At 50.2% G+C, this 25526-nt stretch carries 24 protein-coding genes; 15 read left to right on the top strand and 9 right to left on the bottom strand.

The genetic code is table 11. The features are described 5' to 3' along the window. Position 1: 1 nt before the first annotated feature. The 6 genes from DT73_RS14300 to DT73_RS14275 form a co-directional block, all read right to left on the bottom strand. Positions 2-331 (bottom strand): cytochrome o ubiquinol oxidase subunit IV, encoded by a 330-nt coding sequence (locus tag DT73_RS14300; protein WP_036110157.1) that lies wholly within the window; start codon positions 329-331, stop codon positions 2-4. Next, entirely contained in the window at positions 331-939 is a 609-nt protein-coding gene (locus DT73_RS14295; RefSeq protein ID WP_036110154.1) for a cytochrome o ubiquinol oxidase subunit III, read from the bottom strand. Before DT73_RS14295 ends, DT73_RS14300 begins: the two co-directional genes overlap by 1 nt. Further along, positions 929-2920: a cytochrome o ubiquinol oxidase subunit I gene (gene cyoB / locus DT73_RS14290; protein ID WP_036110151.1), complete on the bottom strand. Its 1992-nt coding sequence runs from the start codon at positions 2918-2920 to the stop codon at positions 929-931. Before cyoB ends, DT73_RS14295 begins: the two co-directional genes overlap by 11 nt. Positions 2921-2925: 5 nt before the next feature. Further along, complete coding sequence (gene cyoA / locus DT73_RS14285; protein ID WP_036110148.1) at positions 2926-3891, bottom strand: cytochrome o ubiquinol oxidase subunit II; 966 nt, start codon at positions 3889-3891, stop codon at positions 2926-2928. A 497-nt stretch (positions 3892-4388) separates the two neighbouring features. Then, positions 4389-5864 (bottom strand): muropeptide MFS transporter AmpG, encoded by a 1476-nt coding sequence (gene ampG / locus DT73_RS14280; protein ID WP_036110143.1) that lies wholly within the window; start codon positions 5862-5864, stop codon positions 4389-4391. Positions 5865-5913: 49 nt separating this feature from the next. Then, a complete protein-coding gene (locus tag DT73_RS14275) occupies positions 5914-6492 on the bottom strand; it encodes a lipoprotein (protein WP_036110140.1) in 579 nt (192 codons plus the stop codon). On the opposite strand from DT73_RS14275, the gene DT73_RS26790 reads away from it, so the two are divergent. Together DT73_RS26790 and bolA are read left to right on the top strand one after the other, a co-directional pair. Continuing rightward, positions 6491-6730: a hypothetical protein gene (locus DT73_RS26790; RefSeq protein ID WP_146211513.1), complete on the top strand. Its 240-nt coding sequence runs from the start codon at positions 6491-6493 to the stop codon at positions 6728-6730. The genes DT73_RS14275 and DT73_RS26790 overlap by 2 nt on opposite strands. A 62-nt stretch (positions 6731-6792) precedes the next feature. Next, entirely contained in the window at positions 6793-7107 is a 315-nt protein-coding gene (bolA, locus tag DT73_RS14270; RefSeq protein WP_036110138.1) for a transcriptional regulator BolA, read from the top strand. Positions 7108-7319: 212 nt separating this feature from the next. Here the strand turns inward: bolA and DT73_RS26480 are convergent, their stop codons facing one another. Further along, a complete protein-coding gene (locus DT73_RS26480; RefSeq protein WP_036110136.1) occupies positions 7320-7574 on the bottom strand; it encodes a hypothetical protein in 255 nt (84 codons plus the stop codon). A gap of 48 nt (positions 7575-7622) precedes the next feature. Between DT73_RS26480 and tig the strand changes: the two genes are divergently transcribed. The 8 genes from tig to DT73_RS14225 all read left to right on the top strand — a co-directional run bounded on the left by tig (position 7623) and on the right by DT73_RS14225 (position 17378). Next, complete coding sequence (tig, locus tag DT73_RS14260; RefSeq protein ID WP_036110133.1) at positions 7623-8921, top strand: trigger factor; 1299 nt, start codon at positions 7623-7625, stop codon at positions 8919-8921. A 297-nt stretch (positions 8922-9218) separates the two neighbouring features. Beyond that, on the top strand, positions 9219-9842 hold the full coding sequence (gene clpP / locus DT73_RS14255; protein WP_036110130.1) for an ATP-dependent Clp endopeptidase proteolytic subunit ClpP: 624 nt from the start codon (positions 9219-9221) through the stop codon (positions 9840-9842). 130 nt (positions 9843-9972) lie between these two features. Then, positions 9973-11247, top strand: a complete 1275-nt coding sequence (gene clpX, locus DT73_RS14250; RefSeq protein ID WP_036110127.1) for an ATP-dependent protease ATP-binding subunit ClpX — start codon at positions 9973-9975, stop codon at positions 11245-11247. Positions 11248-11465: 218 nt separating this feature from the next. After that, a complete protein-coding gene (lon, locus tag DT73_RS14245; RefSeq protein WP_036110124.1) occupies positions 11466-13820 on the top strand; it encodes an endopeptidase La in 2355 nt (784 codons plus the stop codon). Positions 13821-14017: 197 nt separating this feature from the next. After that, positions 14018-14326 carry a nucleoid-associated protein HU-beta gene (gene hupB / locus DT73_RS14240; RefSeq protein WP_226568746.1) on the top strand — a complete coding sequence of 103 codons (309 nt, stop codon included), beginning with the start codon at positions 14018-14020 and terminating at the stop codon, positions 14324-14326. A gap of 226 nt (positions 14327-14552) precedes the next feature. After that, complete coding sequence (gene ppiD / locus DT73_RS14235; RefSeq protein WP_036110119.1) at positions 14553-16427, top strand: peptidylprolyl isomerase; 1875 nt, start codon at positions 14553-14555, stop codon at positions 16425-16427. Positions 16428-16571: 144 nt separating this feature from the next. Beyond that, entirely contained in the window at positions 16572-16880 is a 309-nt protein-coding gene (locus tag DT73_RS14230) for a ComEA family DNA-binding protein (RefSeq protein ID WP_036110116.1), read from the top strand. 99 nt (positions 16881-16979) lie between these two features. Then, a complete protein-coding gene (locus tag DT73_RS14225) occupies positions 16980-17378 on the top strand; it encodes a thioesterase family protein (RefSeq protein ID WP_036110810.1) in 399 nt (132 codons plus the stop codon). 41 nt (positions 17379-17419) lie between these two features. On the opposite strand, the gene queC is transcribed toward DT73_RS14225, so the two are convergent. Together queC and DT73_RS14215 are read right to left on the bottom strand one after the other, a co-directional pair. Then, the gene (gene queC, locus DT73_RS14220) at positions 17420-18115 is read right to left on the bottom strand and encodes a 7-cyano-7-deazaguanine synthase QueC (RefSeq protein ID WP_036110113.1); all 696 of its coding nucleotides are present in this window, start codon (positions 18113-18115) and stop codon (positions 17420-17422) included. 178 nt (positions 18116-18293) lie between these two features. Continuing rightward, a complete protein-coding gene (locus tag DT73_RS14215) occupies positions 18294-19337 on the bottom strand; it encodes a PLP-dependent cysteine synthase family protein (RefSeq protein WP_036110109.1) in 1044 nt (347 codons plus the stop codon). Positions 19338-19452: 115 nt separating this feature from the next. Here DT73_RS14215 and DT73_RS14210 point away from each other — a divergent pair, with 115 nt between their 5' ends. From DT73_RS14210 to amtB, 5 genes are all read left to right on the top strand, one after another. Further along, positions 19453-19908 carry an Lrp/AsnC family transcriptional regulator gene (locus DT73_RS14210; protein ID WP_036110805.1) on the top strand — a complete coding sequence of 152 codons (456 nt, stop codon included), beginning with the start codon at positions 19453-19455 and terminating at the stop codon, positions 19906-19908. 72 nt (positions 19909-19980) lie between these two features. Next, the gene (locus tag DT73_RS14205) at positions 19981-21750 is read left to right on the top strand and encodes a SmdA family multidrug ABC transporter permease/ATP-binding protein (RefSeq protein WP_036110107.1); all 1770 of its coding nucleotides are present in this window, start codon (positions 19981-19983) and stop codon (positions 21748-21750) included. Next, a complete protein-coding gene (locus DT73_RS14200) occupies positions 21743-23527 on the top strand; it encodes a SmdB family multidrug efflux ABC transporter permease/ATP-binding protein (protein ID WP_036110104.1) in 1785 nt (594 codons plus the stop codon). Before DT73_RS14205 ends, DT73_RS14200 begins: the two co-directional genes overlap by 8 nt. Before the next feature lie 252 nt (positions 23528-23779). Further along, positions 23780-24118: a P-II family nitrogen regulator gene (gene glnK / locus DT73_RS14195; protein WP_002891893.1), complete on the top strand. Its 339-nt coding sequence runs from the start codon at positions 23780-23782 to the stop codon at positions 24116-24118. Positions 24119-24148: 30 nt separating this feature from the next. Then, on the top strand, positions 24149-25435 hold the full coding sequence (amtB, locus tag DT73_RS14190; protein ID WP_036110803.1) for an ammonium transporter AmtB: 1287 nt from the start codon (positions 24149-24151) through the stop codon (positions 25433-25435). Positions 25436-25526: the final 91 nt, after the last annotated feature.

Genomic DNA, 25526 nt, shown 5'->3' with positions numbered 1-25526 from the left:
CTTAGTCCAGCATCATGTTGTGGTTAAGGTTCCACATAATCCAAATCGAGCCCACCACCAGAATGGCGATAATCAGCACGGTAAAGACAAAGGCAACCAGGTTCCAGCGCTCTTCTGAAGAGGTGTTCATATGCAGGAAGCACACCAGATGAACCAGTAACTGCACCACTGCGGTAACAATGACAACACCAACCAGCGCGCCATGAGATGCCGCACCAGTCATCACCATCCAGAAGGGGATAACGGTCAGAATAACGGACAGAATAAACCCGGTCAGGTAGGTTTTTACGCTGCCGTGATGAGCGCCGCTGTTATCAGTTGAATGACTCATTACATTGCCCCCATCAGATAAACAACCGAGAACACACAAATCCACACGATATCAAGGAAGTGCCAGAACAGGCTCAGGCACATGATACGTGAACGGTTAGCACTGGTCAGCCCACGACGAGAAATGTGGAACATCATGACCGCCATCCAGATGAGACCAGAGGTCACGTGCAGACCGTGGGTGCCTACCAGCGTGAAGAACGCGGACAAGAAGCCACTGCGTTGCGGGCCAAAGCCTTCGGCAATCAGGTGATGGAACTCATAGAGCTCCATCCCGATAAAGCCAGCACCGAACAAGAAGGTCAGGGCAAGCCAGGACATAACCTGGCTCTTGTTACCTTTGTTCATGGCAATGACAGCAAAGCCATAAGTAATGGAGCTGAACAACAGCAGGAAAGTTTCAACCAGCACAAACGGCAGTTCGAAAATGTCTTTCCCGGACGGGCCGCCTGCGGTGTTGTTTACCAGCACTGCATAGGTGGCAAACAGGCACGAGAACAGAATGCAGTCGCTCATCAGGTAGATCCAGAAACCGAAGACTTTATTCGGCCCTGCATCGTGGTGCCCATGGTCATGGGCTTTTGAGTGAGTCAGAGTATCAGTTGACATTTTTCAGCCCTGCTTTGTTGAGTTCCTCGAAATGCTGGTTTTCCAGTTTTTCGACCTCGGCAACCGGTACGTAGTAATCCACGTCTTCGTCGAAGCTCTTCGCAATCCAGGTGACAATCATGCCAGCAAAGCCAACAATCGCCAGCCACCAGATATGCCAGATCATGGCAAAACCAAACACGGTTGCGAATGCTGCGATAACAATGCCCGCACCGCTGTTTTTCGGCATATGAATTTCTTCATAATGCTCAGGTTTTTTATATGCTTCGCCTTTCTCTTTCAGTTCCCAGAACGCGTCACGTTCATGAACGTGCGGTACGTGGGCAAAGTTATAGAACGGAGCCGGAGAAGAAGTTGACCATTCCAGTGTACGGCCACCCCACGGGTCACCCGTCAGATCGCGGTTTTGCTCACGGTCACGGATAGAAACGTAGAACTGAGTCAACTGGCACAGAATACCCAGAGCAATCAGTGCCGCACCGCCAGCCGCTACCATCAGTAACGGATGGAATGCCGGGTCGATGTGCTGGCTCAGACGACGAGTCATCCCCATGAAGCCCAGTGCGTACAGCGGCATAAAGGCAACAAAGAAGCCGATAATCCAGAACCAGAAAGCGCGTTTGCCCCATTTCTCATTCAGGGTAAAACCAAAGGCTTTCGGCCACCAGTAAGTCAGGCCAGCGAAGCACCCAAATACCACACCACCGATAATAACGTTATGGAAGTGGGCAATCAGGAACAGGCTGTTATGCAGAACGAAGTCAGCGCCAGGCACTGCCAGCAGAACCCCGGTCATACCACCAACAGAGAAGGTGACAATAAAACCAACGGTCCACAGCATTGCGGAGTTAAAGGTGATACGGCCCTGGTACATGGTGAACAACCAGTTGAAGATCTTAACCCCGGTCGGGATGGCGATAATCATCGTGGTAATACCAAAGAAGGCGTTCACGTTCGCGCCGCTGCCCATGGTAAAGAAGTGGTGCAGCCAGACTATAAAGGAAAGCAGGGTGATACATACGGTCGCCCACACCATTGAGGTGTAACCGAACATGCGTTTTTTCGCAAAGGTGGCGGTCACTTCGGAGAAGACCCCGAACACCGGCAGCACCAGAATGTACACTTCCGGGTGGCCCCATGCCCAAATCAGGTTGACGTACATCATCATGTTGCCGCCCATATCATTGGTAAAGAAATGGGTGCCCAGATAACGATCCAGCGTCAACAGTGCGATAGTCGCAGTCAGAATCGGGAAGGAAATGACAATCAGTACGTTGGTGCACAAAGATGCCCAGGTAAAGATAGGCATTTTGAACATATCCATGCCCGGCGCGCGCATCTTCAGGATAGTCACGAAGAAGTTAATCCCGGTTAGCGTGGTCCCGATACCAGAGAGCTGCAAGCTCCATATCCAGTAATCGACCCCAACCCCCGGGCTGTACTCGCTTCCTGATAGTGGCGGATAAGCCAGCCAGCCAGTTTGTGCAAATTCGCCCACGCCCAGTGACAGGTTAACCAGCACCACACCAACAACAGTGAACCAGAAGCTCAGGTTGTTAAGGAATGGGAAGGCTACGTCACGAGCGCCGATTTGCAATGGCACAACCAGGTTCATCAGACCGACAACAAAAGGCATCGCCACGAAGAAGATCATAATCACACCGTGAGCGGTGAAAATCTGATCGTAGTGGTGAGGCGGCAGGAAGCCGGCTTCGCCTGCGGAGGCGAGCGCCTGTTGGCTACGCATCATGATGGCATCAGCAAAGCCACGCAACAGCATGACAATTGCCATGATGACGTACATAACGCCCAGTTTTTTGTGGTCGACTGAGGTGAACCACTCTTTCCACAAATAGGTCCACTTACCGAAGTAAGTGATGGCGGCGACTATCGCCAAACCACCGATAATAATGGCTGCGACCGTAACCACGATAATGGGTTCATGGTAGGGGATTGCATCCAGTGAAAGTTTTCCGAACATCGTATTTATTCCTCGGCGCCCTTGTGAGAGGTTTCCGTGTCGCCCATGTCCATGCCCTGCATGCCTTCATGATGCATTACTGCACCTTCAGCTTGCGTCATGTGCTCACCGTGGGACATGTACTGCATGTACTGATTAACCACATCGGCGAACAGATCAGGTTTCACGCTGGAGAAGTACTCGACACTGTTGTATTCGCTGGGCTGTGCCAGCTTTTTGTACGTCGCCATATCATCCATTGTCAGCGATGACTGTTTAACTTTGGCAACCCACTGGTCGAAACCGGCTTCGTCAGGCGTCGCAATCGCTTTAAACTTCATCCCGGAGAACCCCTTGCCGCTGTAGCTGGAAGAGATACCATCGTAAGTACCGGGTTCATCTGCGATCAGGTTCAGTTTGGTTTGCATGCCTGGCATGGTATACAACTGGCTGCCCAAACGTGGAATAAAGAACGAGTTCATCACGTCTTCAGAGGTAAGCTTGAATTCAACGGGGCGATGTGCCGGGAAGGCAATCTCGTTGACGGTCGCAATACCTTGTTCCGGATAAATGAAGAACCATTTCCAGTTCATTGAGATAACCTCAATTTTCAGCGGTTTCTGGTCGCTGGCAATTGGGCGGCTTGGCTCAAGTGAATGGGTGGTTTTCCATGTCAGTACGGCAAGGAACAGGATGATAAGAATGGGGATAGTCCAGACGACTGCCTCAATCTTATTTGAGTGTGCCCAGTTGGGCGAGTACTTAGCATCCTTGTTCGATGCCCGGTATTTCCAGGCAAAGCCAATTGCCATTGCGATGGCAGGAATAACGACAATCAACATCAGCCCCAGGGCTGTCAGTATCAATGAACGTTGTTCCAGGCCAATCTGTCCTTTAGGGTTGAGAAGTGCCGAGTCACAACCACTGAGTAATACAGTGGCTGTAACTAATGACAGCATTCCCAGACTTTTATTGTATTTCCTGAGTCTCATTTAACGACCTCAATTCCACGGGATCTGGTGGCGCTTAAAGTGTGCTGGCATTTTACGGGATGGTTACATTACTGTAAACATGATTGGCTTAGTGTCAGTAAGGTGTTACCGGGTTCTGCTGTTCATGTCACATATGTTGCTAAGTATGACAGAGACAGTAAAAGGCGGCTGAGTGGCACCTGTTATAACCTAAACAGATCATGCGCCTGTCGCTGTAAGGGTAAATGGTATAACCAATTTAAAAAATAAACAACTGATTAACATGCATAAGACAAATTACAGACATTAAGAAAACTTAATATTAAAGAAAAATTAGCTGAATCGATAAAATGTAAATATAAAAAAGCGTAGAACATTAATTTATTTCTGTCGATTCAGCACAAATTAGCAATATAGTTTTGTGGGAAACTGGTGCAAAAATAAACATATTTGTTACACCACGTAATTATATGCCGAAATAATACCAGCCCGTTAATCATTTGAATTGATATTGAGTTTTAAATAAGGGCTGATTTACGCAATGCCACCACATCCAGAATGGCTCCCCCGAACAACCCAACAGCCATCAACACAGCTCCCCATTCAGTGATATGCGCGCCAGGTAAGAAAACCAGCCAGCCATAAGCCTGAACGCCCAGTAACCCTAGTCCGAACAACAACATCAGGCAACCCAGCAGCAATGCTTTAAGTGCAACGGCATACGCCACAGGGAAAAATTCCCGCGGCAAAAACTGTTCGGTTTGTTGGGTGTGCTCCAGTGTTTTTTTGCACACCAACAGCAGAGCAATGCCCGGAATGGCTGCAAAAATGGAGAAAAGATAAAATGTGGGCCAGCTGTACAGTTCAACAAACCAGCCAGCAAGTGGGCCAACATAAACACGGCCAACAGCAGAAAGTGCGGAGAGCAGGGCAAATTGTGTAGCGGAGAATGACTTGTTACACAGCGTCATGAGCAGGGCAACAAAAGCGGATGTACCCATACCGCCGCATAAGTTTTCAAAAAAAACGGCGGCACCCATGGTGTAGATATGCTTATCAGTGACAGACAGCAGCCAGTAACCCGCGTTAGATGCCCCTTGCAGGATGCCGAAAATCAACAACGCGCGAAATAGTGTCAGCCTCTGCATCAGCACCCCACCCAGCAACGCGCCAATAATCGTGGCCAGTAAGCCAAGGGTTTTGTTCACCAGGCCCACATCACCCGCATCAAACCCCACCCCACGAATCAAAAAAGTGGTGGTCAGGCTCATGGCGAATGCATCACCCAGTTTGTAGAGCACAATTAACAGCAAAATAAGCCAGGCGTTGTTACGGCCAAAAAAGTCTTTCAGAGGGTGTAACACGGCCTGTTCAAGGGAACGGGGAACCGGGATGGAATCCTGGGGCTCTGGCGCCAGCAGCGTAGCGATAATGCAGGGCACCAGCAGTGCAGCCATCAACCAGTACATAGCATGCCAGCCGAGCCATTTGTCTGCCAGCCATAAAGCCAGACCGCCAGACACCAGCATAGCCAGGCGGTAACCCAGCACACTTATCGCCGCACCTGCGCCACGCTCATCGGCCGGGAGAACATCGGTTTTCCATGCATCAAACACGATATCTTGCGAGGCAGAACAAAACGCAATTAAGACCGCGAGCGCTGCCATCCAGCGTAACTGGCTGCCAGGGTCAAGAAAACCCATAGCGGCGATGCCGAAAGCCAGAAAAACCTGGGTGATAACCAGCCAGCCCCGCCTGCGCCCTAAGAAAGAAGGGGTATAGCGGTCCATGACCGGTGACCAGAGAAACTTGAATACATAAGCCTGGCCGACCAGAGAGAAAAAACCGATGGTCTTAAGATCAATACCTTCAACCGTCATCCAGGCCTGAAGTGTACCTGAGGTGAGTGCGAGTGGCAGTCCTGAAGCAAACCCCAGTATCAACAGAATTGCAGACCGGGGCTGTTGAAATATCCGTAAATATTGCGTGGGCATGGCTTACTCATCAGCCAGTTTACCGTAGCAAACTGGCTGTAATAGATGATTAGTGAGCGTTCTGTTTGATGAACTCATTAATGCTGGTGTCTTGTGACATATCAGAGATAGTGTCGCTCAACACGGAGTTAACTGCATTCGCGATATTCTTGTTACTGGCCTGCAGGGCACCTTCAACGGAATAGCTGGAACGGTAAGTACGGGTCATCTTATTGCCGTTCTTCGCGGTTGCAATGATAGAGACATCGGCTGAAGTGGCAATTTTATAACGCAGGTTACCCTGAGAGACATCGGCATACAGTTTGTTGACGATGATTTGCAGGTCAACTGCGCCGTTCGGGCCAACCATATAACCGCGGGCCGACATTTGTTTCTCCAGCACTTCCTGCAGCAGGAAACGCAGGTCACGGGAGGCGGTCAGCGTGACGAGCTGGTTATCACGGTTGATTCGAGCCAGCGCCTGGTCCGGACGTTGGTCTGCCCCATTAATGCTGATGGTGATACCCATCAGGCTGGGATCCTGGGAAGGCAATGTAATTTTCGGGGTAACATCAATGGTGCTGGGCGGCGTGGCGCAGCCTGCGAGGACAAACATCACCATTAACGGGAAAAAGAGTTTTTTTAACATGATTATCTCTCAAGTACCATTTTCTATCCAAAAAAGTCCCCGTCATCATAACATTGCTGGTGACAGGGGGAAGCAGGCAGCAGGGAAAATTGTTTTATCTGCTGCTTCGGCCTTTTTCCCTGTAATAAGGAAGAAAAAACCAGAGGTTCGCGCACCAGAACCCCGGCTATTAGACCTGTTGTCTGCATTCAGAGCAATCAGACTTGAGGGAAAATTTTATTGCCATATGCTTCGCTAACAGGTAAAAGCGGCTAACATTTAAAGGGACGGGCAACCTGTTGTTGTCGGGGAGAACTTACTATGATGCGCGCACAGATTGAAGCCAAGTTACAGGCGGCGTTTGACCCTGTGTTTATTGATATTCTTGATGAAAGTTATCGCCATAATGTGCCGGCAGGCTCAGAAAGCCACTTTAAGGTTGTGCTTGTCAGCGATAAGTTTTCCGCTGAACGCATGTTAGCGCGCCACCGCCAGGTCTATACAGTGCTGGCCGACGAACTGGCCGGTCAGGTTCATGCACTGGCGTTGCATACTTACTCCGTTTCTGAGTGGGAAAATTTGCAGGACACCGTTTTACCATCTCCTCCTTGTCGTGGGGCAGGCACATTGGCCTGACAGGGTTATTGTCAATAATGGCGGTTATCCGGTATGGTGATAGCCGGCTGCCAACAAACGGCCTGCAGGCCGTTTGTTTTTATTGAGCCTTAGCAGGTATTCACAGAGAAACAGGTATTTTCTCTTTGCCCGGGCTCAGTGGCTTGAAATCAATCAATTGATTTTCTTTATTTGCGCAGCCTGATTGCAGACCTGGTTGGTTAACCGGGCTGTTAGTTGTTGTCAGTCAGAACGGCCATAGGGCCGTTTTCTTTTGCCTGTTTGCCGGAGAAATTCGGGTAAACAGCCGGGTGGATGTCGAGAATGTGAATCGGTGCGGTTATCCGTTGGTTGCGGTTCTCGACTCCCTCAGATGATGCCGCTATAATGCTGCGTCTTAATTTTCGGAATGTATTCGGGATGATTCTGGTGACAGGGAGTGCGTTCTGGATACAGAAACCATCCCGGTTCTGTGAAGCGAAATACATTAGGGCTTCCAGAGTTGACCGAGCACTGTGATTTTTTGAGGTAACAAGATGCAAGTTTCAGTAGAAACCACTCAGGGCCTTGGCCGCCGTGTAACTATCACTATCGCTGCGGATAACATCGAGAATGCGGTGAAAAGCGAGCTGGTCAACGTGGCTAAAAAAGTCCGTATTGACGGCTTCCGTAAAGGGAAAGTACCGATGAATATCGTTGCTCAGCGTTATGGCGCATCTGTGCGTCAGGATGTACTGGGTGACCTGATGAGCCGCAACTTCGTTGATGCTATCATCAAAGAAAAAATTAACCCGGCTGGCGCACCGAACTATGTTCCGGGCGAATACAAACTGGGCGAAGACTTCACTTACTCTGTTGAGTTTGAAGTGTACCCGGAAGTCGAACTGCAAGGTATTGAAGCAATCGAAGTTGAAAAACCGGTTGTTGAAGTGACTGACGCAGATGTAGACACCATGCTGGAAACCCTGCGTAAACAACAGGCTACCTGGAAAGACAAAGACGGTGAAGTGGCTGCTGAAGACCGCGTTACTGTTGATTTCTCCGGCTCTGTTGACGGCGAAGAGTTTGAAGGCGGTAAAGCGTCTGATTTCGTTCTGGCTATGGGCCAGGGCCGCATGATCCCAGGCTTTGAAGAAGCGCTGGTTGGTCATAAAGCGGGTGAAGAGTTCACTATCGACGTGACTTTCCCGGAAGAATACCACGCTGAAAACCTGAAAGGTAAAGCAGCGAAATTCGCTATCAACCTGAAAAAAGTTGAAGAGCGCGAACTGCCAGAAATGACTCCTGAATTCATCAAACGTTTCGGCGTTGACGATGGTTCTGTTGAAGGTCTGCGCGCTGAAGTGCGTAAAAACATGGAACGCGAACTGAAAGGCGCTGTGCGTAACCGCATTAAGTCTCAGGCAATCGACGGTCTGGTTAAAGCGAATGAAATTGACGTGCCTGCCGCACTGATCGACAGCGAAATCGACGTACTGCGTCGCCAGGCTGCTCAGCGTTTCGGTGGTAACGAAAAACAAGCGCTGGAACTGCCGCGTGAACTGTTTGAAGAACAAGCTAAACGCCGTGTTGTTGTTGGCCTGCTGTTGGGCGAAGTGATTCGCAGCAACGAGCTGAAAGCTGACGAAGACCGTGTTAAAGCTCTGATCGAAGAAATGGCTTCTGCTTACGAAGATCCGTCTGAAGTGATCGAGTTCTACGGTAAAAACAAAGAGTTGATGGAAAATATGCGTAACGTTGCGCTGGAAGAACAGGCTGTTGAAACTGTTCTGGCAAAAGCCAAAGTTAGCGATAAAGCTGTTTCCTTCAATGATTTGATGAACCAGCAGGCGTAATACTGCCGGTACATCTGTCAGTATTAAAGCCCGTCTCCGGTTGGTGGCGGGCTTTTTTTTGTCAGTGCGAAACGTGCGTAATCCTGTTTTCAGTGGTAGCGTAACGCTGAAAGATTGTTATGCTTGAAAATAAATGGGGCTGGCCCCATCTCTTGTGGGTAACTGTTGGAATACTGGTTGATAATCCGTCTGTAAAAAGCCTTTGGGTAGCCGGGCATAGTTACATAGTTATACCAGGTGAGCTCAAGTAAAATCAGTACGACCTGTCAGTTCTAACAACGAAAAAGGAGACGGAAAATGTCATACAGTGGCGAAAAAGAACAATTTGCACCCCATATGGCGTTGGTGCCGATGGTTGTGGAACAAACATCACGCGGTGAACGTTCTTACGATATCTATTCCCGTCTGCTTAAGGAGCGAGTTATCTTCCTGACGGGTCAGGTTGAAGACCACATGGCGAACCTGATTGTGGCGCAGATGTTGTTCCTCGAAGCAGAAAACCCGGAAAAAGACATCTATTTGTACATTAACTCACCAGGTGGCGTGATTACCGCCGGGATGTCTATTTACGACACCATGAAATTTATTAAACCTGATGTCAGCACCATTTGTATGGGCCAGGCGGCTTCAATGGGCGCATTTTTGCTGACAGCAGGCACCAAAGGTAAGCGTTTCTGTCTGCCTAACTCACGTGTCATGATTCACCAACCACTGGGCGGTTATCAGGGCCAGGCAACGGATATCGAAATCCATGCCCGTGAAATCCTGAAAGTTAAGGCCCGGATGAATGAGCTGATGGCAGAACATACAGGCAAACCGCTGGAGCAAATTGAGCGTGATACTGAGCGCGATCGTTTCCTCTCTGCGCCAGAAGCGGTAGAGTACGGTTTAGTTGACTCAATATTAACTCACCGTAATTAACGCCCAGGAGTGGCTGAGCCGCTATACTGTAATAAGTTTCTAGTGGCTCAGCCCGTGTAGCCAGCTGCGCCTGAGAGTGGCAACTGCGTCGTCGTGTGCGGCACAAAGTAACAGAAAAGAGGTTTTACTGATGACAGATAAGCGCAAAGACGGTTCAGGCAAATTGCTGTACTGCTCTTTTTGCGGCAAAAGCCAGCATGAAGTGCGTAAGCTGATTGCCGGGCCGTCAGTGTATATCTGCGATGAGTGCGTCGATTTATGTAACGACATTATTCGCGAAGAGATTAAAGAAGTGGCTCCGCATCGCGAGCGTAGTGCGCTGCCCACACCCCATGAAATTCGCAGCCACCTTGACGATTACGTCATAGGCCAGGAACCGGCTAAAAAGGTGCTGTCTGTAGCGGTGTACAACCACTACAAACGTCTGCGTAACGGCGATACCAGTAATGGTGTTGAGCTGGGTAAAAGTAACATTCTGCTTATCGGGCCGACCGGGAGTGGTAAGACACTGTTGGCTGAGACGCTGGCTCGTCTGCTGGATGTTCCTTTCACCATGGCGGATGCAACCACACTGACCGAAGCTGGTTATGTGGGTGAAGACGTTGAGAATATTATCCAGAAATTGCTGCAAAAATGTGACTACGATGTGCAGAAAGCGCAGCGTGGCATCGTTTATATCGATGAAATCGACAAGATTTCACGTAAGTCTGATAACCCGTCCATCACTCGTGATGTGTCTGGTGAAGGTGTGCAGCAGGCATTGCTGAAACTGATTGAAGGTACGGTTGCAGCTGTTCCACCTCAAGGCGGGCGCAAGCATCCGCAGCAGGAATTTTTGCAGGTTGATACCTCAAAAATTCTGTTTATCTGTGGCGGTGCATTCGCAGGGCTGGATAAAGTTATTGCCAACCGTGTTGAAACAGGTTCCGGTATCGGGTTTGGCGCGACGGTAAAAGGTAAGTCGCAGAAAGCCAGTGAAAGCCAGTTGTTAGGTCAGGTTGAGCCAGAAGATTTAATCAAATTTGGTTTGATCCCGGAGTTTATTGGCCGTCTGCCGGTTGTCGCAACCTTGAGCGAGCTGAGTGAAGAGGCGTTGATCCAAATCCTCAAAGAGCCGAAGAATGCGCTTACCAAACAATACCAGGCGTTGTTTAACCTGGAAGGCGTTGAGCTGGAGTTCCGTGATGATGCGCTGGACGCCATTGCCAAAAAAGCAATGCAGCGTAAAACCGGTGCCCGTGGCCTGCGCTCTATTGTTGAAGCTGCACTGCTCGATACCATGTATGACTTGCCGTCCATGGATGATGTCGAGAAAGTTGTGATTGATGAATCTGTTATTGCGGGGCAGTCAGAACCGTTGCTGATTTATGGCAAGCCAGAAGCGCAGCAAGCATCTGGCGAATAATTAATCATTCGTCAACAAGCAGTTACCAAAAAATGGGGGATTTAATCCCCCTTTTATTTTTCCTGCCTGCCTGCCGTTGAATGTCCGGGAATTATCCCCATATACTGTTTCACTTGTTGGTGATGCCGTGAAGAGGGTTCACGAGCGCCTCATCACCTGGCGGAAACAATCGCCTGTATCATGGTGGTATGAACAGGTTAAAACTAAGAGAGAGCTCTATGAATCCTGAGCGTTCTGAACGCATAGAAATCCCCGTATTGCCATTGCGCGATGTGGTGGTCTATCCGCATATGGTTATTCCGTTATTTGTCGGACGGGAAAAGTCTATCCGCTGCCTGGAAGCGGCGATGGATAACGACAAGAAAATCATGCTGGTGGCGCAGAAAGAGGCCTCGACGGATGAGCCTGGTATAAACGACCTTTTCACTGTCGGCACTGTGGCTTCTATTCTGCAGATGCTCAAACTGCCGGATGGTACGGTAAAAGTGCTGGTCGAAGGTTTACAGCGCGCCCGGATCACGACGCTCTCTGATAACGGCGAGCATTTCATTGCTCAGGCTGAATACCTTGAGTCGCCAGTTATTGAAGAGCGTGAACAAGAAGTCCTGGTTCGTACCGCCATCAATCAGTTTGAAGGTTATATCAAGCTGAATAAAAAAATTCCGCCGGAAGTGCTGACTTCACTGAACAGCATCGATGATCCGGCGCGTCTGGCTGATACCATAGCTGCGCATATGCCGTTGAAACTGGCAGATAAGCAGTCTGTGCTTGAGATGTCTGATATTAACGAACGTCTCGAATACCTGATGGCGATGATGGAATCGGAAATTGACCTGTTACAGGTTGAGAAACGTATCCGTAACCGCGTCAAAAAGCAGATGGAAAAAAGCCAGCGAGAGTACTATCTGAATGAGCAAATGAAAGCCATTCAGAAAGAACTGGGCGAAATGGATGACGCGCCAGACGAAACCGAAGCGCTGAAACGCAAAATCGAAGCGGCGAAAATGCCGAAAGAAGCGCGTGAAAAAGCGGAAGCTGAGCTGCAAAAACTGAAAATGATGTCGCCGATGTCTGCTGAAGCGACAGTGGTTCGCGGTTACATCGACTGGATGGTTCAGGTTCCGTGGAACTCACGCAGCAAAGTGAAAAAAGATTTGCGCCAGGCTCAGGAAATTCTGGATACCGACCACTATGGTCTGGAACGGGTTAAAGACCGTATTCTTGAGTATCTTGCTGTTCAGAGCCGCGTTAATAAAATTAAAGGGCCAATCCTTTGTCTGGTTGGGCCGCCGGGGGTAGGTAAAACCTCTCTGGGGCAGTCCATTGCCAAAGCCACCGGGCGTAAATACGTGCGTATGGCATTAGGTGGGGTGCGCGACGAAGCTGAAATTCGTGGGCATCGCCGGACATACATTGGTTCAATGCCGGGCAAACTGATTCAGAAAATGGCAAAAGTGGGGGTGAAAAACCCACTGTTCCTGTTGGATGAGATCGACAAAATGTCTTCTGACATGCGCGGTGATCCGGCTTCAGCATTGCTGGAAGTTCTGGATCCGGAACAGAATATCGCATTCAACGACCATTACCTGGAAGTGGATTACGATCTGTCTGACGTGATGTTCGTTGCTACATCCAACTCCATGAACATTCCGGCACCGTTGCTGGATCGTATGGAAGTGATTCGTCTTTCTGGCTACACAGAAGATGAAAAACTGAATATTGCCAAACAGCATCTGTTACCGAAACAGGTTGAACGTAACGCACTGAAGAAAACCGAAATCAAGGTTGATGACAGTGCGATTGTCGGCATTATCCGTTATTACACCCGTGAAGCGGGCGTGCGTGGCCTGGAGCGTGAAATCTCCAAACTGTGCCGCAAAGCAGTGAAACAACTGCTGCTGGATAAGTCATTGAAGAAAATTGAAATCAATGGCGATAACCTGAAGGATTTCCTTGGGGTTCAGCGTTTTGACTACGGGCGTGCCGATAACGAAAACCGTGTTGGCCAGGTAACGGGTCTGGCATGGACTGAAGTTGGTGGCGATTTACTGACCATTGAAACCGCATGTGTCCCGGGTAAAGGCAAACTGACCTATACCGGTTCACTGGGTGAAGTAATGCAGGAATCCATTCAGGCTGCGTTAACTGTTGTGCGTGCACGGGCTGAAAAACTGGGTATCAACAGCGATTTCTATGAGAAACGCGATATCCATGTGCATGTACCGGAAGGTGCAACACCAAAAGATGGCCCAAGTGCGGGCATCGCGATGTGTACAGCACTGGTATCCTGCCTGACAGGTAACCCGGTGCGTGCTGATGTCGCTATGACCGGGGAAATCACTCTGCGTGGTCTGGTGCTGCCTATTGGCGGGCTGAAAGAGAAATTACTGGCAGCTCACCGCGGTGGTATTAAAACGGTGCTTATCCCGGATGAGAACAAACGCGATCTGGAAGAAATTCCTGATAACGTTCTGGCTGATCTGGATATTCATCCGGTGAAACGCATTGAAGAAGTTCTGACTCTGGCTTTGCAAAACTCACCGTTTGGAATGGAAGTCGTTAGCGCAAAATAGTGACCTGACGCAAAGAGTACCAGGAAAAACAGGGCTGGCAGGTGAATTGTCACTTGCCAGCCTTTTTTTGTCTGGCTACTTTAGGACGCTGGCTGGGGATATGTCTTTCTCCTGACCAAATAAACATCGGGTTGGGAGTTGTAAGGGCATGGCAGGCCTGATATAACTGCTTCGCGGTCGTACTTCGAAGGATTCAGGTGCGATACAAAAAAAATAAACAGAGGAAGAGAAGAGTGAATAAATCTCAACTGATCGACAAAATTGCCGCAAATGCTGATATTTCCAAAGCTGCGGCTGGACGTGCATTAGACGCTTTGATTGCTTCCGTTACTGAATCCCTGCAGTCCGGGGACGACGTAGCACTGGTTGGCTTTGGTACTTTTGCCGTTCGTGAACGTGCTGCCCGTACGGGTCGTAACCCACAGACAGGTGCAGAAATTACCATTGCTGCTGCAAAAGTTCCGGGTTTCCGTGCAGGTAAAGCGCTGAAAGACGCGGTTAACTGATTAGCACCCCCGTCAGGGCGGGGCGCTGGCAAGTAAACAGCTTAAGGGCGCATCTAAGATGTGCCTTTTTTCTTTTCTGTATGACTTTCTGTGTGATACGGGCTGACAACCGCCCCAGTTTCTTTCACAATACGCTTTCGCGTGTAATGGCTTTGGGAAGGTTACCCATGAGCAACATGCTATTACACCAGGTTTTTGTCACATTACAGCGGAGTGTTGTTACACCATGATGGACACGTTACGTGCGGCATCCAGCAATGTCGTACTCAAGATCATTCTGGGGGCAATTATCCTGTCATTCGTTTTGACAGGTGTAAGCAGCTACCTAATTGGCGGTAGCAACGATTTTGCCGCAAAAGTTAACGGGCAGAAGATTGACCGTGCGCAGTTTGAAAATGCAGTAACTGCACAGCGCAGCAACTTGCAACAACAGCTGGGAGACCAGTATTCAGTGCTGGCCGCCAATGAAGGCTATATGCAGGAAATGCGTCAACAGGTTCTGCAACGCCTGATTGATGAAGCGCTGATTGACCAGTATGCAAAACATCTGGGGTTGAGCATCAGCGATGACCAGATTAAACAGAATATTTTTAACACCCAGGCTTTCCAGAATAACGGTAAATTTGATAACAACCGTTTTAACACCGTGCTGGCAAATGCCCGGTATACGCCGGAACGCTATGCAGAAATTCTGCGCCACCAACTGACAACGCAGCAGTTGATTGATGCGGTGGAAGGTACTGGTTTCATCCTGCCGGGTGAAGAAAACCGCCTTGCTGCACTGGTTTCTCAGAAACGCATTGTGCGCGAAGCCACTATTGATGTGAAAGCGCTGGCAGATAAACAGACTGCGCCAGACGATGCGGTTAAAGCATATTATGACCAGCACCAGTCACTCTACCGGGTTCCTGAGCAATTCCGCGTCAGTTATATCAAACTTGATGCTGCGAATATGCAAGCGAACGTGACAGACGCTGATATCCAGGCCTATTACGACGAACACCGTGGCGAGTTTACTCAGCCGCAGCGTGATCGCTACAGCGTGATTCAGACTAAAACGGAAAAAGATGCGCAGGACGTGCTGGATGCACTGAAAAAGGGTGCTGATTTTGCCACCCTGGCGAAAGAGAAATCCACAGATATTATTTCTGCCCGTACTGGCGGTGATATGGGGTGGCTGGAGCAATCAACCACACCAGATGAGCTGAAAAACGCAGGGCTGACCCAGAAAGGGCAGCTGTCAGGCGTTATCAAATCTTCTGTGGGTTTCCTGGTTGCCCGCCTTGATGACGTTCAGCCAGCCGTGGTTAAACCGCTGGCAGATGTGCGTGACTCAATCACAGCAAAAGTGAAAGGCGAAAAAGCGCTGGATGCCTATTATGCGCTGCAACAGAAAGTCAGTGATGCAGCAAGTAACGACAACCAGTCTCTGGAAGCAGCAGAGCAGGTTGCTGGTGTTAAAGCTGTTGAAACCGGCTGGTTCACTCAGGATTCTGTTCCGGCTGAGCTGAACTTTAAGCCGGTGACCGATGCCATCTTTAACGGCGGCTTGCTGGGGCAGGATGGTGCGCCAGGCAGCAACTCTGACATCATTACTGTAGATGGCGACCGTGCGTTTGTGGTGCGTATTGCACAACATAAAGCTGAAAGCACGAAACCTCTGGCAGAGGTACAAGACCAGGTAGTTGCTGCGGTGAAAATGCAGAAAGCCAGTGAGCAGGCGCGTATTCAGGCCAGCAAACTGCTTACTGAATTAAAAGCCGGTAAAGGCGATGATGCCATGAAAGCAGCAGGCCTTGCTTTTGGTGAAAAGCAAACCCTGACGCGCAGTGGTCAGGACCCGGTTACACGCGCTGCTTTTGAGCTGCCGTTACCGGCGAAAGATCAGCCGGTTTATGGCACCAGTAATGATTTGCAGGGCAATGTGCTGATTATTGCTCTGGATGCCGCTGAAGCGGGTGACATGCCAGAAGCGCAAAAAACTGCCATGGCAAGCCAGGTCGCCAGTAACAATGCGCAAATTGCGCTGGAATCGCTGCTTAATACCTTGCGTAAGGAAGCGAAAATCAAAGTCAGTGATGTTGTGCAACAGCAGCAATAACAAACCTGATCGCATCCTTTTGCAATAAATTGCAACAGACAAGGGCCGCTTTCGCGGCCCTTTCCATTTCCATCATTCACCGTTTGTCCTCCAGTTTTGTTCGGTTTACTGTTCCCGGGCTGTTAAAACACAAGGAGAAACGGCATGAAGACCAGTTTTAAATCTGCAGCTTTAGTTCTGGCTTTGGGTATGAGCGTTGGGATTGCGCCAGCCTGGGCACAACCAGAGTCATCTGTTCAGGCAACGGCCAGCACAGCAGAAAAAGTCAGTATTAACCAGGCCAGCGCTCAGGAGTTAGCCAGTGCCATGAGTGGTATTGGCCTGAAGAAAGCGCAGGCCATTGTTGAATGGCGCGAGCAGTACGGTGCTTTTTCCTCCGTTGACGAACTGAGTGATGTACCGGGTATCGGTCACTCACTGGTTGAACGGAATATCGAGCGCATCACATTGTGAATGTTGCATAACTGTTAATTTTTGCCACAATAAGGAGGTCATACCAGTTGGTGTGGCCTCCTTACCTCATAACAACATAAAGGCATACAGGCTATGGTTATGCAGACCGAAATCACTGTTCGCGGGTTCCATTTAGATGTTTACCAGCATGTGAATAATGCGCGTTATTTAGAGTTCCTTGAAGAAGCCCGCTGGGCCGCCCTGGAAGAAGAAGAAAGCTTCCGCTGGATGAGTGCACAAAATATTGCCTTTGTCGTCGTCAATATCAATATCAACTACCGGCGCCCGGCCTTGCTGGGGGAGCGTTTACTGGTGACCAGCGCACTTCAACAACTCAACGGGAAAAGTGGTGTACTGAGCCAGGTTATTACACTCAAGCCTGGGGGCGAGGTGGTAGCAGATGCACTGATTACATTTGTATGCGTCGATTTGAAAAGCCAGAAAGCGCTGCCAGTAGAAGGGGAGTTAAAAGAGAAACTGATGCAGATGATTGGCTGAATAGCACTGGCATGCATCAGCATGCCAGTAGCTGTGCCGGTTTAACGCAGGCCTGTTTTTTGCTTCATCGCCGCCATGACAGCGGTTTTATCGGCAAGGTAGCGTTTCAGGCCATTGGCCCGCAGGTTACAGGATGCACATTCACCGCAACCATCGCCTTTAATACCGTTATAGCAGGTTAGCGTTTCGGTGCGAATTAAATCAAGCTTGCCCCAGTAATCAGCCAGTGCCCAGGTTTGTGCTTTATCTATCCACATCAGTGGCGTTTCAAAGCGAATCTCACTGGCCATGCCCAGGTTAACCGCGTGGTTAAGTGCTTTCACAAATTCATCGCGGCAATCCGGGTAGCCGGAGAAATCAGTCTCACACACGCCGGTGATAACTGCTTCAGCTTTTACCTGCCAGGCATAAATGGCGGCCAGAGTTAAAAACAGGATATTACGCCCGGGGACAAAGGTATTAGGGATGCCACTGGCATTTGGGTCATAATCCGGCACCGGGATGCTGTCCCGGGTCAGGCTGCTAACGGCCAGTTCATTCAACAAACCGACATCCAGCACTTTGTGTGCTCTCGCACCCAGTTTCAGTGCCAGTTCACGGGCAATATCAATTTCCGCCCGGTGGCGCTGCCCGTAATCAAATGTGACGCAGTGCACTTCGTCATACTGGTGTAGTGCCTGAATCAGGCAAGTAGTGGAGTCCTGCCCACCACTGAACACGACAACAGCACGTTTCATAGTAAACCTTGTAATGAGTGAAAACAGATGGGGTATGGTAACGCGCCTGCCGCTGGCTCACCAGCTTCATAACAAGGAAGGTGCGGGTTTGTATAAAAATGAAACCCGCACCACGCTCACTGCTGGTTTTCAGTGGGTGTGACCGGCATGCATCAGCATGATGGAAGCCGGCAGCCTGTTACTTCAACAAGGCCTGTAAAGCCTGGCGGGCTTCGCTCAGATCACCAATGCTGGCCGCAACCCATTCAGGGTTGTAGTAACTTTCCAGGTAACGCTCACCGCTGTCGCACAGTAAGGTAACAATTGAACCTGTTTGCCCGGCATCTCGCATTTGCGCCGCGAGGCTCAGTACTCCCCACATATTGGTACCTGTGGAAGCCCCCACTTTGCGGCCGAGAACGGTTTCAAGCCATTGCATGGCGACAATTGTGGCGCAGTCTGGCACACGCATCATGTCATCAATCACACCGGGAATAAACGACGGTTCCACGCGCGGGCGGCCAATTCCTTCAATACGGCTTCCGGTATCGCTCCTGCGCTGGTTGTCGCCATCCCGCCAGTAGTTCAGGAACACTGAGTTTTCCGGGTCGACAACCATCAGGCGGGTTTGATGCCCCTGGTGGCGCAGATAACGCCCAATGGTTGCTGATGTCCCGCCAGTACCCGCGCTCATGACGATATATTCAGGTTCAGAGTAAGGTTCGTTTGCCATCTGGCGGAAAATACTGTCGGCAATATTATTGTTACCACGCCAGTCTGTTGCCCGCTCAGCATAAGTAAACTGGTCCATATAATGGCCGTTAAGTTCGCGGGCCAGTGTTTCTGAGGCATCATAGATCTGGCAAGGGCTGTCAACAAAATGGCAGCGGCCACCATAGAACGTAATCTGTTCAATTTTACGTTTGGCCGTGCAGGCTGGCATAACGGCAATAAAAGGCAGGCCAAGCAAACGGGCGAAATAGGCTTCCGAAACAGCGGTGGAACCCGAAGAGGCCTCGATTATCGTGGTGCCTTCTTTGATCCAGCCATTGCATAACCCGTACAAAAACAGTGAACGTGCCAGCCGGTGCTTCAGGCTGCCTGTCGGGTGTGTGCTTTCATCTTTGAGATAAATATGTATTCCCGGAAACGCAGGAAGTGTCAGGCGAATTAAATGTGTATCGGCGGAACGCTGGTAATCAGCATTAATTTCACGAATGGCGTGTGTTACCCAGTTATTCATGGCTCTGGCCCGTTTGTCTATTTGTGCTCAGCGTACCGCAGCCTGGAGAAAAAAAAGTTGCTATTTTCTCTGTCATATTCAGTATTGGGAGAAAATATTTCTCTTTGAGGTGGTTATGCTAGATAAAACGGACTGTCATTTATTGGCGCTACTGCAGGAAGATTGCACATGCTCTTTGCAGGCGCTGGCGGATGCCGTTAATCTGACCACAACACCCTGCTGGAAACGGCTGAAACGCCTTGAGGATGAAGGGTATATTCTGGGTAAAGTGGCGTTGCTGAACCCGGAACTTCTGGGGCTGAATCTCACCGCATTTGTGCTGATAAAAACGCAGAATCACAGCAGTGAATGGTATAACCAGTTTGTTACCGTTGTTTCTGCAATGACTGAGGTGTTGGGTTTTTGGCGCATGGCAGGTGAATACGATTACTTGTTGCGTGTTCAGGTGGCAGATATGAAGCGGTTTGATGATTTTTATAAGCGTTTGGTCAACAATGTGCCTGGGCTGAGCGATGTCACTTCGAGTTTTGCCATGGAACAGATAAAATACACCACATCATTGCCACTGTAGGCACTCGTTCACTCTTTGAACCATTTCATACAACAAACTGGCTCATGAAGGCCAGTTTCAGGACTCGTTGCTGTGCGATTATTTGCTCAACTTCATTGGTACTTCCGCCGGGAATGGCGCCGTTATTTGGGTGCGGTGACGCTACTCATTGTGATTGCGATTTTGCAACTTGCTCCACCTAAGCTGGTGGGGATTATTGTCGATGGTGTTACGCTGGAACATTTCACGCTCAGCAAATTACTGCTGTGGATTGGCGTGATGGCTGCTATCGCTGTCGTGGTGTACTTGCTGCGTTATGTCTGGCGGGTGCTGTTATTTGGCGCATCTTACCGGCTTGCGGTTGAGCTACGCGCGGATTTTTACCGGCAACTGAGCCGCCAGAGCCCGGCATTTTACCTGCGCCACCGCACTGGTGATTTGATGGCGCGGGCAACCAATGATGTTGACCGGGTGGTGTTTGCTGCTGGCGAAGGGGTATTGACCCTGGTGGATTCCCTGGTGATGGGCTGTGCCGTGCTGGTAGTGATGTGTACCCAGATTAGCTGGCAACTGACATTGCTGGCGTTGTTGCCAATGCCTGTGATGGCGCTGGTTATCAAGCGCTATGGTGAACAGTTACACCAACGCTTCAAATTGGCTCAGGCTGCTTTTTCCTCCCTCAATGATCGGACACAAGAAAGTCTGACCAGTATCCGCATGATTAAAGCTTTCGGTCTTGAAGACCGCCAGTCTGCCTTATTTGCTGAAGATGCCCGGGATACGGGCGAGAAAAATATGCGGGTTGCGACGGTGGATGCCCGTTTTGATCCAACTATTTATGTTGCTATCGCAACGGCGAATATGCTCGCCATTGGCGGGGGAGCATGGATGGTCAGTCAGGGAATGTTGACGCTTGGGCAGCTGACAAGTTTTGCGATGTACCTGGGGCTGATGATTTGGCCGATGCTGGCGCTTGCCTGGATGTTCAATATTGTTGAGCGTGGCAGCGCTGCCTACAGCCGTATTCGTGATCTACTGGCGGAAAAACCTGTTGTGGAAGATGGCTCGCAGGTATTACCCACAGGGCCGGGAACACTGGTTTGCCAGATCAATTCGTTTACCTGGCCGGGGAGCCAGCACCCACAACTGCATCAGGCTGGTTTTACGCTGGCGCCAGGGAAAATCCTCGGTTTATGTGGCCCTACCGGTGGTGGGAAAAGCACGTTGTTATCACTGGTACAACGCCATTTCGACATAGATGACGGTGATATTTCGTTTCACGGCATGCCGTTACGCCAGTTGCAGCTTAGCAGTTGGCACCAACGGCTGGCTGTCGTCAATCAGACACCTTTTTTATTTTCTGACACGGTGGCGAACAATATTGCGCTCGGCAAGCCCGGCGCCAGCCGCGCTGAAATTGAAGCAGTTGCGAAACTTGCCAGTGTGCATGACGATATTCTGCGCCTGCCTCAAGGCTATGAAACAGAAGTGGGTGAGCGTGGGGTAATGCTCTCTGGTGGGCAAAAACAGCGTATATCTATTGCTCGGGCACTGCTGCTTAATGCCGAAATACTCATCCTTGATGATGCGTTATCTGCGGTGGACGGCAGAACTGAGCAGCAAATTCTGCACAACCTGAGGCAATGGGGTTCAGGGCACACACTGATTATCAGTGCTCACCGTTTATCTGCGCTTACTGAAGCCAGTGAAATACTGGTTCTTCAACAAGGGAATGTGGTGCAACGTGGCCGCCACCCTGAACTGGCGAACCAGCAGGGCTGGTATCGTGATATGTACCGTTACCAGCAACTGGAAGCTGCGCTGGATGAAGAAGATGACACCGGGGAGCAGGCCCATGCGTAATCCATCTCAACCTGCATTATGGCCGACGCTAAAACGTCTCCTGGCTTATGGCTCTCCCTGGCGTAAATCTATTGTCAAAGCGGTGATTATGCTGTGGGTGGCTTCAGCGGCGGAAGTGAGCGGCCCGGCCTTAATCAGTTATTTTATTGACCACCTGGTTGCAGAAAAACAGCTACCGCTGGCGATGGTCTGTGGGCTGGCTGCTGCTTATATTCTGCTACAGGGGCTGGCCGCATTGCTGCATTACACGCAGGCCTTGTTGTTTAACGAAGCGGCCGTGGGGGTTGTGCAGCAATTGCGCACTGATGTTATGGATGCAGCGTTGCGCCAGCCAGTGAGTGCATTTGACACCCAGCCTGTTGGTCAACTTATCTCCCGTGTGACAAACGATACCGAAGTTATTCGCGATTTGTATGTCACGGTGGTGGCGACTGTATTGCGCAGTGCTGCGTTAATTGGCGCGATGCTGGTGGCGATGTTCTCGCTAAACTGGCGTATGGCGCTGGTAGCTATTGTTATTTTCCCTGCCGTGCTGGTGGTTATGCTGGTTTACCAACGCCTGAGTACGCCCATTGTCCGGCGGGTGCGCAGTTACCTCGCGGATATCAACGACGGCTTTAATGAAGCGGTTAATGGCATGGGCGTTATCCAGCAATTTCGCCAGCAGATGCGCTTTGGTAAAAAGCTGGCGGATGCCAGTGAAGCGCACTATGACGCGCGCATGCAAACTCTGAAGCTGGAAGGTTTTCTGCTCCGCCCTTTGTTGAGCCTGTTTTCAGCCCTTATTCTATGCGGCCTGCTGTTCCAGTTCGGCTATGCCGGTAATGGCGCAATTGAAGTTGGGGTGTTGTACGCCTTTATCAGCTATCTGGGGCGGCTGAATGAGCCTTTAATTCAGTTAACAACCCAGCAGTCGATGCTGCAACAGGCGGTTGTGGCCGGGGAGCGCGTGTTTGAGTTAATGGACTGCCAGCAGCAGCGTTATGGCTCAGATAACCAACCACTGGCGTCCGGGCGCATTGATGTTTCTGAACTCTCTTTTGCTTACCGTGATGGCCAGTATGTGCTGCGTGATATTAACCTGCAGGCACCGGCGAAAAGCTTTATCGCTTTGGTAGGGCATACCGGGAGCGGCAAGAGCACACTGGCAAATTTATTGATGGGTTATTACCCGTTGTCACAGGGGGAGATTCGCCTCGATGGCCGCCCGTTAGAGAGCCTGAGCCATAGTGTCCTGCGCAAAGGTGTGGCGATGGTGCAGCAAGACCCGGTGGTGATGGCCGAATCGCTATATATGAATGTGACACTGGGGCGGGATATCAGTGAAGAGCGTGTCTGGCAGGCGCTGGAAACCGTGCAACTGGCTGAGCTTGTGCGCTCAATGCCTGACGGTATCCATACCCAATTAGGTGAGCAGGGCAATACGTTGTCGGTTGGGCAAAAACAACTGCTGGCGCTGGCCCGGGTGCTGGTTGATACCCCGGAAATACTTATTCTGGATGAAGCGACTGCTAATATTGATTCCGGTACCGAGCAGGCAATAGGGCATGCGCTCAGTGCGCTACGCCAGCGAACCACTTTGGTCGTGATTGCGCACCGGCTCTCCACTATTACTCAGGCTGATACCATTCTGGTGCTGCACCGTGGGCAGGCGGTTGAGAGTGGCAGGCACGAGGCACTCCTGGCGAAACGTGGCCGGTACTGGCAAATGTATCAGTTACAGTTGGCTGGCGAAGAATTAGCCTCCAGCGGCTACGAAGAGTCCGCTGTTATGTGATGCACCATTATCTGGCGAACATTTAACCCATTGCACTAATGGTGCAGTGGTTTTTATAAAAACGCACCAAAAAGGTGCGTTTTTGTTTTTCAGGAATGTTCCTGGCGACAACATTGTTTCCGGTCTTTTCAGTTAACCCGCCTCTCACCTCGTTAAGACGCTGAAAGTTGCTGATTTATACTTTTGGCACGTTGATTGCTTAATAATCCCTGTTCGCTGCGGCACTTACCGATTTCTTACTGGAGGGGATTTATGAAGCTGGTTACCGTGGTAATTAAACCATTCAAACTGGAAGACGTCCGTGAAGCGCTTTCATCTATTGGCATTCAAGGGCTGACAGTGACTGAAGTAAAAGGCTTTGGTCGCCAGAAAGGGCACGCCGAGTTGTACCGCGGAGCAGAATACAGCGTTAACTTTCTCCCAAAAGTGAAAATTGACGTAGCCATTGCTGACGATCAACTCGACGAAGTTATTGATGTAATTAGTAAAGCTGCCTACACAGGCAAAATTGGCGACGGCAAAATTTTCGTTGCTGAATTACAACGTGTTATTCGTATTCGTACGGGCGAAGCCGACGAAGCGGCCCTCTGATTCCTGGCAATGGTGAAAGGGATGGATAAAATGAGTAAATTTGGCATTAAACTTGGCCTCGGGGCGCTGGCATTGTTGCCATCACTTGCAATGGCTGCACCAGCAGTAGCTGATAAAGCAGATAACGCTTTTATGATGATTTGCACCGCACTGGTGCTGTTCATGTCGATTCCTGGGATTGCACTGTTTTACGGTGGCCTGATTCGTTCCAAGAACGTGCTGTCTATGCTGACTCAGGTTTCTGTAACTTTCGCACTGGTATGCGTGCTGTGGGTGGTTTATGGCTATACCCTGGCATTCAGCACTGGTAACAATTTCTTCGGTAGCTTTGACTGGACCATGCTGAAAGGCATCAAAATTACCGATCTGATGGGTACTTTCTATCAGTACATCCACGTTTCCTTCCAGGGCTCCTTCGCGTGTATCACCGTTGGCCTGATTGTTGGTGCGTTGGCTGAACGTATCCGTTTCTCTGCAGTATTGATCTTCGTTGCTGTGTGGATGACCCTGTCTTATGTGCCGATTGCGCATATGGTATGGGGTGGCGGTCTGCTGGCAAGCCACGGTGCGCTGGATTTCGCAGGCGGTACAGTGGTGCATATCAACGCAGCTGTTGCAGGCCTGGTTGGTGCCTACATGATGGGCAAACGCGTTGGCTTCGGCAAAGAAGCGTTCAAACCGCATAACCTGCCAATGGTCTTCACTGGTACAGCGATTCTGTATGTTGGCTGGTTCGGCTTCAACGCCGGTTCTGCAAGTGCAGCGAATGAAATCGCTGGCCTGGCTTTCCTGAACACCGTTGTTGCAACGGGTGCTGCTATCCTTGCCTGGGTATTCGGCGAGTGGGCGATTCGCGGTAAACCGTCTCTGCTGGGCTCTTGCTCCGGTGCTATCGCGGGTCTGGTTGCGGTAACGCCTGCTTGTGGTTACATCGGTGTTGGCGGCGCGCTTATTGTTGGTATCGCTGCGGGTATCGCTGGCCTGTGGGGCGTAACTGCACTGAAACGCTGGTTGCGTGTTGATGACCCGTGTGATGTGTTCGGCGTTCACGGTGTTTGCGGTATCGTAGGTTGTATCCTGACTGGTATCTTCGCATCCTCTTCACTGGGTGGTGTTGGTTTCGCAGAAGGTGTCACTATGGGTCATCAGCTGATGGTTCAGCTGGAAAGCGTGCTGATTACCATTGTCTGGTCTGGCGTTGTTGCCTTCATTGGTTACAAAATTGCCGATATGACTGTTGGCCTGCGTGTTCCGGAAGATCAGGAACGTGAAGGTCTGGATGTTAACAGCCACGGTGAAAATGCTTACAACGCATAATCCCGCTGGTTGCTGAGTGCCTGGTGTAATAGCCAGGCATAAAAAAGAGAGACTTGTGTCTCTCTTTTTTGCTTTTAGATAAATAGCGTGG

This window comes from Mangrovibacter sp. MFB070 (assembly GCF_000705335.1).
Classification (GTDB): Bacteria; Pseudomonadota; Gammaproteobacteria; order Enterobacterales; family Enterobacteriaceae; genus Mangrovibacter; species Mangrovibacter plantisponsor.
The sequence above is the reverse complement of the archived record's forward strand: the minus strand, read 5'-3'. Positions and strand labels throughout refer to the sequence as shown.